The organism is Terrisporobacter vanillatitrophus (genome assembly GCF_051148895.1).
Classification (GTDB): Bacteria; Bacillota; Clostridia; order Peptostreptococcales; family Peptostreptococcaceae; genus Terrisporobacter; species Terrisporobacter vanillatitrophus.
Window position 1 is genome coordinate 1,963,681 of record NZ_CP154625.1, and the last position, 13,835, is coordinate 1,977,515.

The 13,835-nt window shown below is 28.0% G+C and carries 15 protein-coding genes; 13 read left to right on the plus strand and 2 right to left on the minus strand.

Going from position 1 to position 13,835, the window contains the following annotated elements:
- The first annotated feature begins 72 nt into the window (after positions 1-72).
- Entirely contained in the window at positions 73-1,017 is a 945-nt protein-coding gene (locus tag TVTCOM_RS09925; RefSeq protein ID WP_434799659.1) for an L-lactate dehydrogenase, read from the plus strand.
- Between the two features lie 144 nt (positions 1,018-1,161).
- Positions 1,162-1,473, plus strand: a complete 312-nt coding sequence (locus TVTCOM_RS09930) for a hypothetical protein (protein ID WP_434799660.1) — start codon at positions 1,162-1,164, stop codon at positions 1,471-1,473.
- A 58-nt stretch (positions 1,474-1,531) separates the two neighbouring features.
- On the opposite strand, the gene nhaA is transcribed toward TVTCOM_RS09930, so the two are convergent.
- Positions 1,532-2,689 (minus strand): Na+/H+ antiporter NhaA, encoded by a 1,158-nt coding sequence (gene nhaA / locus TVTCOM_RS09935; RefSeq protein WP_434799661.1) that lies wholly within the window; start codon positions 2,687-2,689, stop codon positions 1,532-1,534.
- Positions 2,690-2,907: 218 nt separating this feature from the next.
- On the opposite strand from nhaA, the gene TVTCOM_RS09940 reads away from it, so the two are divergent.
- The 6 genes from TVTCOM_RS09940 to TVTCOM_RS09965 all read left to right on the plus strand — a co-directional run bounded on the left by TVTCOM_RS09940 (position 2,908) and on the right by TVTCOM_RS09965 (position 8,244).
- Entirely contained in the window at positions 2,908-3,408 is a 501-nt protein-coding gene (locus tag TVTCOM_RS09940) for a QueT transporter family protein (RefSeq protein ID WP_434799662.1), read from the plus strand.
- Positions 3,409-3,431: 23 nt separating this feature from the next.
- Positions 3,432-4,157 carry a cell division protein gene (locus tag TVTCOM_RS09945; protein ID WP_434799663.1) on the plus strand — a complete coding sequence of 242 codons (726 nt, stop codon included), beginning with the start codon at positions 3,432-3,434 and terminating at the stop codon, positions 4,155-4,157.
- Positions 4,158-4,375: 218 nt separating this feature from the next.
- Positions 4,376-6,001: an ABC-F family ATP-binding cassette domain-containing protein gene (locus TVTCOM_RS09950; RefSeq protein WP_434799664.1), complete on the plus strand. Its 1,626-nt coding sequence runs from the start codon at positions 4,376-4,378 to the stop codon at positions 5,999-6,001.
- A gap of 183 nt (positions 6,002-6,184) precedes the next feature.
- On the plus strand, positions 6,185-7,171 hold the full coding sequence (locus TVTCOM_RS09955) for an ornithine cyclodeaminase family protein (RefSeq protein WP_434799665.1): 987 nt from the start codon (positions 6,185-6,187) through the stop codon (positions 7,169-7,171).
- Positions 7,172-7,206: 35 nt separating this feature from the next.
- Positions 7,207-7,419 carry a tautomerase family protein gene (locus TVTCOM_RS09960; RefSeq protein WP_434799666.1) on the plus strand — a complete coding sequence of 71 codons (213 nt, stop codon included), beginning with the start codon at positions 7,207-7,209 and terminating at the stop codon, positions 7,417-7,419.
- Between the two features lie 24 nt (positions 7,420-7,443).
- A complete protein-coding gene (locus TVTCOM_RS09965) occupies positions 7,444-8,244 on the plus strand; it encodes a TrmB family transcriptional regulator (RefSeq protein WP_434799667.1) in 801 nt (266 codons plus the stop codon).
- A gap of 50 nt (positions 8,245-8,294) precedes the next feature.
- On the opposite strand, the gene TVTCOM_RS09970 is transcribed toward TVTCOM_RS09965, so the two are convergent.
- A complete protein-coding gene (locus TVTCOM_RS09970; RefSeq protein ID WP_434799668.1) occupies positions 8,295-8,990 on the minus strand; it encodes a CPBP family intramembrane glutamic endopeptidase in 696 nt (231 codons plus the stop codon).
- Positions 8,991-9,166: 176 nt separating this feature from the next.
- Here TVTCOM_RS09970 and TVTCOM_RS09975 point away from each other — a divergent pair, with 176 nt between their 5' ends.
- The 5 genes from TVTCOM_RS09975 to TVTCOM_RS09995 all read left to right on the plus strand — a co-directional run bounded on the left by TVTCOM_RS09975 (position 9,167) and on the right by TVTCOM_RS09995 (position 13,824).
- Positions 9,167-9,376 (plus strand): cold-shock protein, encoded by a 210-nt coding sequence (locus TVTCOM_RS09975; protein ID WP_434799669.1) that lies wholly within the window; start codon positions 9,167-9,169, stop codon positions 9,374-9,376.
- A 275-nt stretch (positions 9,377-9,651) separates the two neighbouring features.
- The gene (locus TVTCOM_RS09980) at positions 9,652-10,566 is read left to right on the plus strand and encodes an alanine-tRNA synthetase second additional domain-containing protein (RefSeq protein ID WP_434799670.1); all 915 of its coding nucleotides are present in this window, start codon (positions 9,652-9,654) and stop codon (positions 10,564-10,566) included.
- Positions 10,567-10,579: 13 nt separating this feature from the next.
- Positions 10,580-11,020 (plus strand): methylaspartate mutase subunit S, encoded by a 441-nt coding sequence (gene glmS, locus TVTCOM_RS09985; RefSeq protein WP_434799671.1) that lies wholly within the window; start codon positions 10,580-10,582, stop codon positions 11,018-11,020.
- Positions 10,998-12,380: a methylaspartate mutase accessory protein GlmL gene (gene glmL, locus TVTCOM_RS09990; RefSeq protein WP_434799672.1), complete on the plus strand. Its 1,383-nt coding sequence runs from the start codon at positions 10,998-11,000 to the stop codon at positions 12,378-12,380. Before glmS ends, glmL begins: the two co-directional genes overlap by 23 nt.
- Positions 12,367-13,824, plus strand: coding sequence for a methylaspartate mutase subunit E (locus TVTCOM_RS09995; RefSeq protein ID WP_434799673.1), 1,458 nt, complete (start codon positions 12,367-12,369; stop codon positions 13,822-13,824). The genes glmL and TVTCOM_RS09995 overlap by 14 nt, the downstream gene beginning before the upstream one ends.
- Positions 13,825-13,835 lie beyond the last annotated feature (11 nt).

A 13,835-nucleotide genomic window follows, 5' to 3' on the forward strand; every position in this document is an offset into this window, starting at 1 on the left:
ATAATAAATACGTTTTGACGTTAATAAAAGTTAATATATTTACAAAATATAACTGACTTCAGGAGGGAAAATATGAAAAAGAATAAAGTAGTTATAGTTGGAGCAGGTATGGTAGGTATGAGTTATGCCTACTCAATGCTAAACCAAGGAACATGTGAAGAGTTGGTTTTAATAGATATAGATAAAAATAGAACTGTTGGCGAAGCTTTAGATTTAAATCATGGATTAAGTTATGCACCTAGGGAAATGAAAATTTATTCAGGTGACTATAGTGATTGTAGTGATGCTAATATAATTTGTATAACAGCAGGAGCCACTCAAGTACCAGGAGAAACAAGACTTGACTTATTACATAAAAACACTAAAATAATGAAATCAATAGTTGAAGAAATAAAAAAGACTAGTTTTGATGGAATAATTATAGTTGCATCAAATCCGGTAGATATTATGACTTATGTTGTTTGGAAAGCATCAGGATATGATAAAACAAAAGTAATGGGATCGGGAACTACACTGGATACAGCAAGACTTAGATTTGGCTTAGGTGAAAGACTGGAGGTTGCTCCAAAATCTATACATGCTTATGTAATGGGAGAACATGGAGACTCTCAATTTGTAGCATGGAGTTATGCATTGATGGGAGTTCAGCCAATATATCAAGTAGCTTCTAAAAATGATTCAAAGGTCAAATTTGAAGATTTAGAGCTAATAGAAGATGAAGTACGAAATATAGCCTATAAAATAGTAGATTGTAAAAAATCTACTTATTATGGAATAGGTATGGCTTTAGCTAGAATTACACAAGCCATACTACAAAATGAAAATAGTATATTAACAGTATCTTCTTACTTGGACGATAAATATGGACATGATGATGTGTTTATATCTGTTCCAAGTGTTGTAAATGAAACTGGTGTTAGAGAAGTAATAGAACTTCCTTTAGACAAAGAAGAAAAGGCTAAGCTTGATGATTCAATAGAAATAATGAAAGAAAATATAGCAAAATTAAATATATAATAAAAAAGATACTTTTAAGTATCTTTTTTATTATAATGTTGAAGTAGTAATTAATACATACAAAGTACATGGTTAATTCATACATAATTCATATGCATTTGATAATATTTTATTGTAGAAAAAACTTAAAAAGGAGATATTTAAATGAAAAAAGGAAATAAAAAAGCTATTATACCAATAGTATTATATGTGGTTGCTGCTCTTATAGTAGTGTATTCTATATTTACAATATATACTTCATATACTTACATATCTAATCTTGTGGCTACAGGTAGTATAGTTATAAAAAATCAATTATCAGACGTAATAAGTTATTATGTGAGTACATCTATGCCTTATGTATTTTATGCAATAGTAGTTTGGGCAATAGGATATATTATAAATAAATTAAATAACTTAAGTCCTTCTACTATTAATAAAGAAGATGATAAATCAGAAGAAGAAAAAATAGACTAAAAACAAAAATAGCTATCACATTAAATTTGTGAATAGCTATTTTTTACTTACTAAGATATTATAAAATATGTAATTCCTTAAATGTTTTTATACATAAAGATGAAAGTATTATGGAGGTTAAACTACTTATTAAGATGCAAATACGGGACACGCCTATAAGCTCCATGTTGCCAATATAAGCTACTTCTGAAACGAATATGGACATGGTAAAACCAATACTAGAAATTAGAGATACAATAAATACAGAGATCCAGGTTAGTTCCTTAGGTTTTTTTGATAATCCTGCTAAATTGCTAATATATGTAAAAGTCATTATTCCAAGTGGCTTACCTAGCAAAAGTCCTAAATATATACCTAAAAATATGGTAGGGTATTTTGATAAATTTAAATTAGAATCAATACTTACTCCTGTATTAGCAAATGCAAACAGTGGGATTATAATAAAATTATTAAAAATGCTAAAAAATTTTCTTATGTAATGAGATATTGAATATTTTCTTTTATATGATGTTGTTGGAATGCCTATGGCTAAAAGTATTCCACTTAAAGTTGAATGAATACCGCTAAGATGAATAAAATACCACAAGCATAGCCCACATATAAAATAGAAAAATAAACTTTCAATTTTAAATACTTTATTTCCAATACAAATTAGAATAAGGCAAATAATAGCTAAAATAAAAAAAGATAAATTTATTTTTGACGAATAAACAGTACCGATTAATAATATGGACACCAAATCATCTACTACAGCTAAAGATAATAAAAACATCTTTATTGAAGGATTTAAATATTTACTAAACAAAAAATAAATACCCATGGAAAAGGCAATATCAGTAGATATAGGTATACAAATACCACTAATATATTTTGTATTTAAATTAAAATATGTAAAAATTACTGCTGGCATTACTACACCACCAATAGATGCAATTACAGGAAAAGATGCCTTTTTAAAAGAAGATAAGCTTCCATATAAAACTTCTTCTTTTATTTCTAATCCTGCTAATAAAAAAAATATGGACATTAGAAAGTCATTAACAAAACTATGTAAATTAAAGTCACTGGCTATATAAGTTTTATAAAAAAAATTATCATATAAGTATTTATAGGGGCTATTACATATATATAGAGCGATAATAGTTGATAAGATAAGTAATACACTAGTAAAAGGCACTATATCAACTTTAAACAATTCTCTATGTTTTTTTATCATATTATCACCTCATATTTAAAACTAATCTTTTGTTACTATAGAAATTTAATAGTAAAAAGAAGTAAAAAAGTAAATTACTTATATATGTATATGATTAATAATTAAAATAAATATTAAATCTTAATAATTATCTTATTGAGATATTTATGGATTTATAATATAATCGTTCATGTTGCATAATAATAAAAAGAAGTATAACTTATGCTTAGGAGGAACGTATGACAAATAAAAATAAAAAAATTGCAATAGTTGGATTAATAGCAGCTCTTTATGCTGTAGTAACTATAGCTCTTGGATTTATTAGCTATGGACAAATTCAATTTAGGATTTCAGAAATATTAATGTTTTTACCTCTATTTGGTAAAGAATACATAATAGCCTTAACACTAGGCTGTTTTTTAGCAAATGTAGTAGGACCATTTGGAGTTCCTGATATAATATTTGGTACACTGGCAACTTTAATAAGTGCTATTTTGGTGTATTATACACCAAAACTTATGAAGAATAATAAATATACATTATTTATTGCATCACTTTGGCCAACAATAATAAATGCTTTAATAATAGGATGGGAGTTATATAAATTCTTTGGAGTACCATTTGTACTAGGATTTCTTCAAGTTGGTTTTGGAGAATTTGTAGTTATAACTATGGTAGGTTTACCAGTATTTAAAATGGTTAATAATAAATATGGTAATAGAATAAAAAATTTAAAATAATTAATTTTGCAAGGAGGCAACTTATGGAGGAGAAATATTCTAAGTTTATAGGAGTAGGTAGTGAGGGGATAAAAACTCTAAATTCATTTAAAAATAAATTAGAAAAAAACTTTAGTTTTGAAGAGATAAATTTAAATCAAGATGTGGATAAAGAATATGTTAGAGCTTTATTAGACGGCATAGAAATTTTATTTATATCTTATAACAGTGAAGAATCAAAAGTAAAAGATATAGTAAAGGCTATTTCTTTTATGTCAAATGAAAGAAGAGTAATTTGTATAGGCTTAGACAACTCGCTAAAAGAAAATAAAGATGATATGGGTCTAGACAAAGAAATAAAAATAAATAAATACAATAGTGAAAAAGTGAAAGACTTAATGAACATAGTAGTAGAAGCTGTTGATGAAAATTTATTTTTAGCCATAGATTATACTGATTTAAAAGAAATTTTTGATAAAGATTCTGCTATATCTTATTCTATAGAAGAATTTGAAAAAGATGCAACTGTTGATGAAATAGCTAAACTACTTACAGAAGAAACTTATACTACTGAAGGCCAAGAGGTAAAAAAGAAAGCTTTAGTATTTTATGAAATGTCTCAAAATTTAATAGAAAATGAATTAATATTTATAAATAACGTTAATATGAAAATAAATGAAATATTAGGAAATACTTATGATATTATGTTTTCATATAATGCTACTAAGTATAACAATGACAAAGTTAAAATATGTTTAATAAGTAAATAATATTGAAATTTTAAGTAGTATTAATAAGATTGCAAGCAAATAAATTTGTTTGCAATTTTTATATTTTAATAAAATTATATGGTATTTAAATTAGTGTAGTTGTTTTATAAAAAAATATTATATATTCTAGTCATAGACTTATTGACTAAAGTGATTATTTATTATAAGATTAGAATGTTGTGTTTTATAAATGACTATAAGAGAAAGGATTGATATATATGTTACAAGTTACTAATATTGGACTTAGATTCGGTGATAAAGAATTATATAAAGATGTTAACTTAAAATTTACTAAAGGAAATTGTTACGGGATAATAGGGGCTAATGGTGCAGGGAAGACTACTTTCCTTAAAATATTATCTGGTGATATAGAGCCAAACACAGGATCTATAAGTATAACAGAAAAAGAAAGAATGTCTGTTTTAAGACAGGATCACTTCAGATATGATGAAGAAACAGTTTTAGATGTTGTTATAATGGGACATGAAAGATTATATCAAATAATGAAAGAGAAAGATGCTTTATACATGAAAGAAGATTTCTCAGAAGAAGATGGTATAAAAGCTGCAGAACTTGAAGGAGAGTTCGCTGAACTTGATGGATGGGATGCAGAAACAAATGCAGAAAAAATATTAATGGGTCTTGGAATAGATAAAGACTTACACTACAAGCAATTAAAAGAATTAGAAGGTGGAGAAAAAGTTAAGGTATTATTAGCTAAAGCTTTATTTGGTAAACCAGAAATATTATTACTAGATGAGCCTACTAACCACTTAGACTTCCAATCTATAAACTGGTTAAATAACTTCATAATGGACTTAGAAGATTCTATTGTAATAGTTGTATCACATGATAGACACTTCTTAAATCAAATATGTACAAATATAGTTGATGTTGACTTTGGTAAAATACAAATGTACGTAGGTAACTATGACTTCTGGTATGAGTCAAGTCAATTAGCATTACAATTACAAAAAGACCAAAATAAAAAGACTGAAGAAAAAATAGCTCAATTAAAAGAGTTCATCGCAAGATTTAGCTCAAATGCTTCTAAAGCAAAACAAGCTACTTCAAGAAAGAAGCAATTAGACAAATTACAAGTTGAAGATATACAACCATCAAGAAGAAGATATCCATATGTTGGATTTACTCCAGAAAGAGAAATAGGAAACGAAGTTCTTGAAGTTGAAGGATTAACTAAAACTGTAGATGGTGTAAAAGTTCTTGATAATGTATCTTTTAGACTTGATAAAGAAGATAAAGTTGCTTTCATGGGAGATGAAATAGCTATAACAACTTTATTTGATATATTAATGGGAGAAGAAACTGCAGATGCTGGTACATTCAAATGGGGTGTAACTACTTCTCAATCTTATCTTCCAAAGAACCACAACAACTTCTTTGAAGGATGCGAATATTCACTAGTTGACTGGTTAAGACAATTCTCTGAAGAAAAATCAGAATCTTTCATAAGAGGATTCTTAGGTAGAATGTTATTTAGTGGAGAAGAAGCTTTAAAACAAGCTAACGTATTATCAGGAGGGGAAAAAGTTAGATGTATGTTATCTAGAATGATGCTTTCTAACTCAAACGTTCTAGTATTAGATGACCCAACTAACCACTTAGACCTAGAAAGTATAACTTCTGTAAATAAAGGGTTAGAAAAATTCCCTGGAGTTATGTTATTTAGTTCTCATGACCACGAGATGATACAAACTCTTGCAAATAGAATAATAGAAATTACTCCTGGTGGAATAATGGATAGAAAAACTACTTTAGAAGAGTATTTAGAAAATAAAGATATACAAAAGCAATTAAAAGAAATGTACGCTATTGAAAGATAATTTTTAATAAAAAGAACAAACTATAACATATTAGTTTGTTCTTTTTTTATAAAAAAATATTTGACTTATATAAATAATAAAACATTAACATAATTGTATTGACTAAATAATAACAAATAAATATAATAGTTACTAAAGGGAGCTACTAAAAGAAGTTTTAAAATTAAAAAATGGAGGTATGGGATGTTATTATTATCAAGAGAAGACATAAAGAAAGTTTTTACAATGAAAGATGCTATAGAAACTAATAAAGAATGTTTCAAATTATTTTCTGAAGGAAAAAGTGAAGTACCTTTACGAACAACAATACAAGCACCAAATCATAATGGGGTATTTTTATTTATGCCATCTTATGTTGAAGAATTAGATGCAGCAGGATTAAAAGTAGTTAATATATTCCCAAAAAATGTTAAGGAAAATTTACCTACAGCTCCAGCGCAGGTGTTATTAATAGATGGAAAAACTGGAATTGTTACTGCAATATTAGATGGAACATATGTTACACAATTACGTACAGGAGCATCTTCCGGTGCAGCCTTTGATTTATTTGCAATAAAAAATGCAAAAGTAGGTGCTTTAATAGGAACAGGTGGGCAAGCAGCTGAACAATTAGAAGCTATGATGGCTGCTAGAGAGTTAGATGAAATTAGAGTATTTAGCTTAAATCAAGATAGAAGGCAAGCTTTTGTAAATAAAATGCAAGAAAAACTTAAGAATTATAATACTAAAATAGTAGAAGCTACGACTTCAGATGATGCCATAGAAAATGCAGATATAATAGTTACCGTAACATCTTCGACTAAACCTGTATTTGATGGAACAAAAGTTAAAAAAGGTGCAACAATAAGCTGTGTAGGAGCATATCAACATCATATGCAAGAAATGGATCCTGCAATATTACCAAGAGCATCAAAAATATACTTTGATTCTGAAGAAGCAGTTTTATCAGAAGCAGGAGACATATTAATACCTTTAGAACAAGGAATAATAACAAAAGAAGATTTTACAGGTGATATAGGAGATGTATTACTTGGAAAAGTTGCTGGACGTGAAAATGACGAGGAAATTATTGTTTATAAAAACGTTGGCATAGGTGTATTAGATTTGATGACAGCAAGATCTATATATTTGAAGGCTGTAGAAGCAGAGGTAGGAACTAATTGGGAGTAATAAAAAATTAAAGTGTAAAAATGGAGGAATAAAAAATGCCACATATAAATATTAAAATGTATCCAGGTAGAAGTGAAGAAGTAAAAGCTAGATTAGCTAAACATACTAAAGAATTTATGATTAAGGAATTAGAAATGGATGAAAAGTTTATTTCTGTTTCTGTTGAAGAGATAGATAAAGAAAATTGGCAATCTGAAGTTATGGATAAAATCAAAGAGGAAGAATTATACGAAAAACCAAATTTCTAGGAGGAAAAATAGAAGGGATTTACAATGGATAATGAATTAAATTTATTAAATAAAATAGGCCTAACAGATGCTGAAGCAAAGGTATATTTAACTTTATCTCAAAATGGAAGCTTAACAGGTTATGAAGCTAGTAAAATAGCTAATGTTCCTAGGTCGAAGATATATAATACACTGCAATCTTTAATAGATAAAGGATTTGTATTATATACTCAATATGAAAGTAATAATAAATACGTAGCGGCACCTATGAGTGAAGTATCAAATAGAATAAAAATGGAAATGTCAAATAACTTAGGGCAATTAGAAGAAAGTTTTAGCATTTTTCCCTTAAGAACGAATATGGACAACATATGGCATATAAAAAACTATGATAATATTTTTGAAAAATGTAGAAATATAATAAAAAATAGCGTTAAAGAAATTCTTATTCAAATATGGTATGAAGACTTAAATAATATTTTAGAGGAAATAGTTGAGTTTCAAAATAACAGTAATAATATTGCAGTCGTTGTATTTGGAGCCCCTAAAGATATGGAAATACCAGAATTGAAAAATTTATATTTTCATGGAATGGGTGAAGAAAAAAAGAAGGAAATGGGTGGAAGATGGATTACTCTTGTTTCTGATTCTAAAGAAGTTGTTTTTGGTCAAATTATTAGCAAATCCATTGCTGAAGTTATTTGGACGGAAAGTAAGCCAATGATTATGTTAGCATCTGAATATGTTAGACATGACGTTTATTTCTACAAGAGTGCTAATACATTACCAAATGAAATGAAGCAAAAATTTGGTGATGATTTAGAAAAAATACGAGAAATATTTTAGATAAAAACAGATTAAAGTACTCCTATATTTAAGTGGATTTTTATGACAGATTATATTATTCCAAATAGAATAAATCCAATAGTATTTATGGCAAAATTAGCAAACATATGTACAAACCAAGAGTTATAAATATTATTATTTTTATCATCTAAATAATTGAAAAATATACCTGCAATAAAAAGAGATAAAATCAGTAATAACAATAATAATATATCAAACCAAGTGGACATCATTGCAACATGATAAATAGAAAATGACAAAGAACTAAAAATATAAGCAAATTTTTTACTTGAAATATTTTTTAACGTTATAAATGCAAATCCTCTAAAAAATATCTCTTCTAAAAGTGAATTTATAAAAGATATGTATAATGCTACAAATATAAAATTACTACTATTTACACCTATATTATTTTCTAAAGAGTTTGTCACACTAGAAAAATCAAATAGAGTACCTATTGTAAAATAAGCAAATAAAATTAAAATATATACACCTATACCAAGGGCAAGTGATTTTATAATATGCTCTTTGTTTATTTTAAATAAACTTTTTAAACTTATTGTGCAATAGCCTTTAGAATAATATACATAGGGAAGTAATAAAAAAATCACTAACTTAAAAATTGATTTTGTCATATAGTTTGGAGAAAGAACTCCATCTACAAAGGCCATGGTAAGACATCCTAAAATTACTAAACCAATTAAAAGTATATTATTGACATTAAACTTTACTGCTTCATTTTTCATGTTTATTAATAGTTCCTTTCAACTTCAATAAAGATTTATTTAAATTATAACATATTAAATTTTATTGTATAAACAAATATATGCAATTAGAAAAATATAATATAAACTTAGTATTAAAGAAATTCTTAATTGTAATAATATAAACAGGTAATTATTTATAAAAGGAGACTTATGTAATGGCAAATTATTCAGGTACAGTTAAGTGGTTTAATGTGGAAAAAGGATTTGGTTTTATAAGTGGCGAAAATGGAGAAGATGTTTTCGTACATTTTTCCAATGTAAAAGAAGAAGGACATAATAAAGATTTACATGAAGGAGAGAGCGTTACATTTGATATAGTTAAGGCAGATCGAGGGCCTTCAGCTATAAATGTTAAAAAAGTATAATTAAAAAATAATAATAAAAAAATCATCTTGATAATATCAAGGTGATTTTTTTATTATATATTAATCATATTATATTAACATGTGGCCATAAAATTATGAAATAAAACTTGCAAAAATAAAATAATTTTGGAAGAAAAACATTGACTATTGGAATTTAATGAACATATAATTTATATATAAGTAAATATATTTACAAAAATATAGTAGATTGAAAAGATTAGTATATGCAATTCTTTTTTAGTTTTAAAAATAATTAAAAAGAAGGGTGGGTTGAGATGCCAGTTGACTATGTAGTTAGAAATCATTTTTATAGTGTTTTTTTTGCACCTAGGGGTAGGGTTAGAATGTATGAAATTGGAATTAAAATAGCACAACAATATTTAACTCCCACAGATAGACTAATAGGAGTAATAGGAGAGCCAGGATCGGGTAAAAGCATGTTAATTAAAGGTATGTTTCCGGGTCTTGAATTAACTAATGATGATGATGGATTGAATGTAAGGCCATTGCCAATTATGGATGTAGATGATGAAAGTTTTTTCTCTCCTCATACATATCATATTGACATAAGATTTGAATCAGCATTTTATCAAATGTATGAGCTAGTTAATGCAATAAATAAAGCAATTGAATATGGAAGAAGAGTCATAGTAGAGCATTTTGATCTTATTTATCCTTTAATGAATAAAAATGCAGACTTACTAATTGGTGTTGGTGGAGAGATTATTGTTACAAGACCTACGATTTTTGGTCCAGAACCTGGAGATATTGCAAAAAGAGTATTTCACTCCATTAATATAAGAAAAATGGCTCATTCAGCAGAAGATTTAGTTGAACATTTTTTACCAGAAGACATTAGCTTTAATTGTGAGCATGGGGATGTTTTAAATGGATTTTTAATATTATTTCACTCTAAGCCAAATTTTGATATCAAAATTTTAGAAGAGGAAGTTAATAAAATGATAGAAAAAGACATACCAATTCAATACTATGATGAGAAGCATGTAAAAATAGGTGAATATATACATCCTTGTAGTGGACCAAGAATACATGTAGAAAGCACAGCTAAAATTGAAAACTTCAAGTTATTACCAGAGTTTTATTATGATTCTACAAAAAAAGTATATATGTTAGTAGGACTTGTAGGTGATAGTATGGAGCAAAGTTACAAGGATTTAAATAAAATTTAAAAGGAGAGTTGATATGGAGAAGAAAACATTAGTTATTGGTGTTATAGGAGCTGATGTGCATGCAATAGGTAATAAAATTCTATATCATTGCTTTGTGGAGGCAGGATTTAATGTGATTAATCTTGGAGTAATGGTTTCTCAAGAAGAATATGTGGAAGCAGCTATGGAATCTAATGCAGATGCAATTTTAGTTTCTTCTTTATATGGTCATGGGGAGATCGATTGCAGGGGTTTAAGAGAAAGATGTGAAGAATGGGGATTAAGAAATATATTATTATATGTGGGAGGAAATATTGTTGTAGGTAAACAACCATTTGAAGAAGTTGAAAAAAGATTTAAACAAATGGGATTTGATCGAGTATTTCCACCAGGAACAGATCCAGAAACTACAATAACTTGCTTAAAAAAAGATTTGAAAATTGGTGAAGAAAATGAAAATAGTCTTACTAATTGATTTTGGTAGTACTTATACAAAGATAACTGCTGTTGATGTGGTCAAAGAAGTTATTTTAGGAACTGCATCTAGTTTTACAACAATAAGTACAGACATAAATGAAGGGCTTAAAAAAGCCATAGAATCTTTAGAAAAACGAACAGGAAAGTTAGAGTATAGTCAGTACTTGGCTTGTTCTTCAGCAGCAGGAGGATTAAAAATGATAGCAAGTGGTTTAGTTCCTGGTGTTACAGCTACTGCAGCAAAAGAAGCTTGTTTAGGTGCTGGTGCTAAGATTATAAAGGTGTATTCTTTTGAAATGACTGAAGAGGATATAGAAGAAATCGAAAAAAATAAACCAGAGATATTTTTACTTGCAGGAGGAACTAATGGTGGAGATAAAAGATGCATTTTGCATAATGCAAAAATGCTATCAAACTGTAAAATAGATTTCCCCATAATAATAGCTGGTAATAATGCAGTTAGTCATAAGTGTAAAAAAATATTAAAAGATAAAGAATCATATATTGTAGAAAATGTAATGCCTATATTTGGTGAGTTGAATATAGTGCCAGCACAAAACAAAATAAGAGAAATATTTTTACAAAAAATTATAAATGCAAAAGGTATTACGAAAGCAAGTGAATTAATATCAGAAATAATAATGCCAACACCATCAGCAGTAATGAGTGGGATTGAACTTTTATCAAATGGTTATGAAGATGAAAAAGGTATAGGAGAACTTATAGCCATTGATTTAGGTGGAGCAACTACTGATGTATATTCTGCTTCAGATGGAAGTCCAAAGGAGTCAAATGTTATATATAAAGGAATTGAAGAGCCTTTTATAAAAAGAACAGTGGAAGGCGATATTGGAATGAGATATAGTGTTGGTGGAATTATTGATGAAGTAGGAATTGAGGATATTGCTCAAATATCTAATCTAAGTGAACAAAGAGTAAGAGAGATAATTGAGTATATTAAACTTAATCCACAAACATTACCAAATGAAAAAAACATTGAAAATCTAGATTTTGCACTTGCTGCAAAAGCAGTAGAGATAGCAATAACTAGACATTGTGGGAAAAAAGAAAAAATATACACATCCAATGGAATAGCATATTTGCAAAAAGGCAAGGATTTAACTCATGTAAAAAAAATTATTTTAACTGGTGGTGCACTGATTAACTTACCTTGTTTAGATAATATTTTAGAATATGTATGTTTTAATGAAAAAAGTCAGGAATCTATGAGACCTAAAGATGCTGAAATTTTATTAGATAAAAAATATATTTTACAAGCAATGGGTCTACTATCAAAATCATATCCGAAGGTTGCAATTCGAATTATGAAAAAGGAGTTAAAATATGGTGGAAATTAGGAATAAAAAGATTTCTAAGGAAGAATTTAATCATATTAGAGAAGAAGTTCTTACCTTATGGCCAACAGGAAAAGAAGTTAACTTAGAAGAATCGTTTGAATTTCATAAATCTCTTCCGGAAAATAAGATTTTCTCAGTTAAACTTATAAAAGCAAAAGAAGAAAAAACAACATTAATACAACCAAGAGCTGGAGTTGCTTTAGTTGAAGATCAAATTAAATTATTAACTTATTTACAAAATGTAGGTCAGGCAGATTTACTACCTACAACTATAGATAGTTATACCAGACAAAATTGTTATGAAGATGCACAAAAAGGAATTATTGAATCTATTAAAAATAATAAATCCATGCTAAATGGTTTTCCAGCTGTTAATCATGGAGTAGAAAGTTGTCGTAGAATTATAAATGCCCTAGATACACCAGTACAAGTAAGGCATGGTACACCAGATGCTAGACTTTTAAGTGAAATAACTTATGCGGGAGGATTTACAAGTTTTGAAGGGGGAGGTATTTCTTACAATATACCTTATGCAAAAAATGTTTCATTAGAAAGGACTATTAGAGATTGGCAATATGTTGATAGATTAACAGGTTTGTATGAAGAAGAAGGTATTTCCATAAATCGTGAACCATATGGACCTTTAACAGGAACTTTAGTTCCTCCATGTATATCTCACTCTGTTGCAATTATAGAAAGTTTACTAGCTGCAGAACAAGGTGTAAAAAATATTTCTGTAGGATATGGACAGTGTGGAAACTTTATTCAAGATATTGCTGCAATTAGAGCCTTGGAAGAACTTGCTAACGAATATTTAATAAAAGCAGGATATGAGGATGTTATTGTAACAACAGTACTTCATCAATGGATGGGAAGTTTTCCTCAGGATGAAGCAAAAGCATTTAGTGTAATTTCTTTAGGAAGTACTCTAGCTTCTCTTTCTAAAGCAACTAAAGTTATTGTAAAAACACCACATGAAGCTCTCGGTGTACCAACCATGGAAGCAAATGCACAGGGGTTACTTTGTACAAAACAAATTTTAGCTATGTTAAAAGATCAAGAGTTTAAAACTGCTGAAGTTGATATTGAAAAAGAAATTATAAAAAGGGAAACTCGTTGTATAATAGATAAATGTTTTGAAATAGGTGAATATGATATTGCTTTAGGTACTATTCGAGCTTTTAAAAGTGGTATTTTAGATATTCCTTTTGCTCCTTCTATTCATACTTTAGGCAAATTATTACCAGCAAGAGATAATCATGGAGCTATTAGAATTCTTAATCCTGGAAGACTACCATTTACACCTGAAATACTAGAATTTAATAATGAGAAAATAGAAGAACGTGCTAAGTTTGAAAATAGAGAAAAATCTTTCCAAATGGTAATAGATGATGTTTATGCCATAAGTAAAGGAACACTTATTGGTCGTCCTAGAAATAAATAAATTTACAAAAG

Coding starts and splice junctions, on each gene's coding strand:
- TVTCOM_RS09925 (WP_434799659.1), top strand. CDS start 73: ATGAAAAAGAATAAAGTAGTTATAGTTGGAGCAGGTATGGTAGGTATG.
- TVTCOM_RS09930 (WP_434799660.1), top strand. CDS start 1,162: ATGAAAAAAGGAAATAAAAAAGCTATTATACCAATAGTATTATATGTG.
- nhaA (WP_434799661.1), bottom strand. CDS start 2,689: ATGATAAAAAAACATAGAGAATTGTTTAAAGTTGATATAGTGCCTTTT.
- TVTCOM_RS09940 (WP_434799662.1), top strand. CDS start 2,908: ATGACAAATAAAAATAAAAAAATTGCAATAGTTGGATTAATAGCAGCT.
- TVTCOM_RS09945 (WP_434799663.1), top strand. CDS start 3,432: ATGGAGGAGAAATATTCTAAGTTTATAGGAGTAGGTAGTGAGGGGATA.
- TVTCOM_RS09950 (WP_434799664.1), top strand. CDS start 4,376: ATGTTACAAGTTACTAATATTGGACTTAGATTCGGTGATAAAGAATTA.
- TVTCOM_RS09955 (WP_434799665.1), top strand. CDS start 6,185: ATGTTATTATTATCAAGAGAAGACATAAAGAAAGTTTTTACAATGAAA.
- TVTCOM_RS09960 (WP_434799666.1), top strand. CDS start 7,207: ATGCCACATATAAATATTAAAATGTATCCAGGTAGAAGTGAAGAAGTA.
- TVTCOM_RS09965 (WP_434799667.1), top strand. CDS start 7,444: ATGGATAATGAATTAAATTTATTAAATAAAATAGGCCTAACAGATGCT.
- TVTCOM_RS09970 (WP_434799668.1), bottom strand. CDS start 8,990: ATGAAAAATGAAGCAGTAAAGTTTAATGTCAATAATATACTTTTAATT.
- TVTCOM_RS09975 (WP_434799669.1), top strand. CDS start 9,167: ATGGCAAATTATTCAGGTACAGTTAAGTGGTTTAATGTGGAAAAAGGA.
- TVTCOM_RS09980 (WP_434799670.1), top strand. CDS start 9,652: ATGCCAGTTGACTATGTAGTTAGAAATCATTTTTATAGTGTTTTTTTT.
- glmS (WP_434799671.1), top strand. CDS start 10,580: ATGGAGAAGAAAACATTAGTTATTGGTGTTATAGGAGCTGATGTGCAT.
- glmL (WP_434799672.1), top strand. CDS start 10,998: ATGAAAATAGTCTTACTAATTGATTTTGGTAGTACTTATACAAAGATA.
- TVTCOM_RS09995 (WP_434799673.1), top strand. CDS start 12,367: ATGGTGGAAATTAGGAATAAAAAGATTTCTAAGGAAGAATTTAATCAT.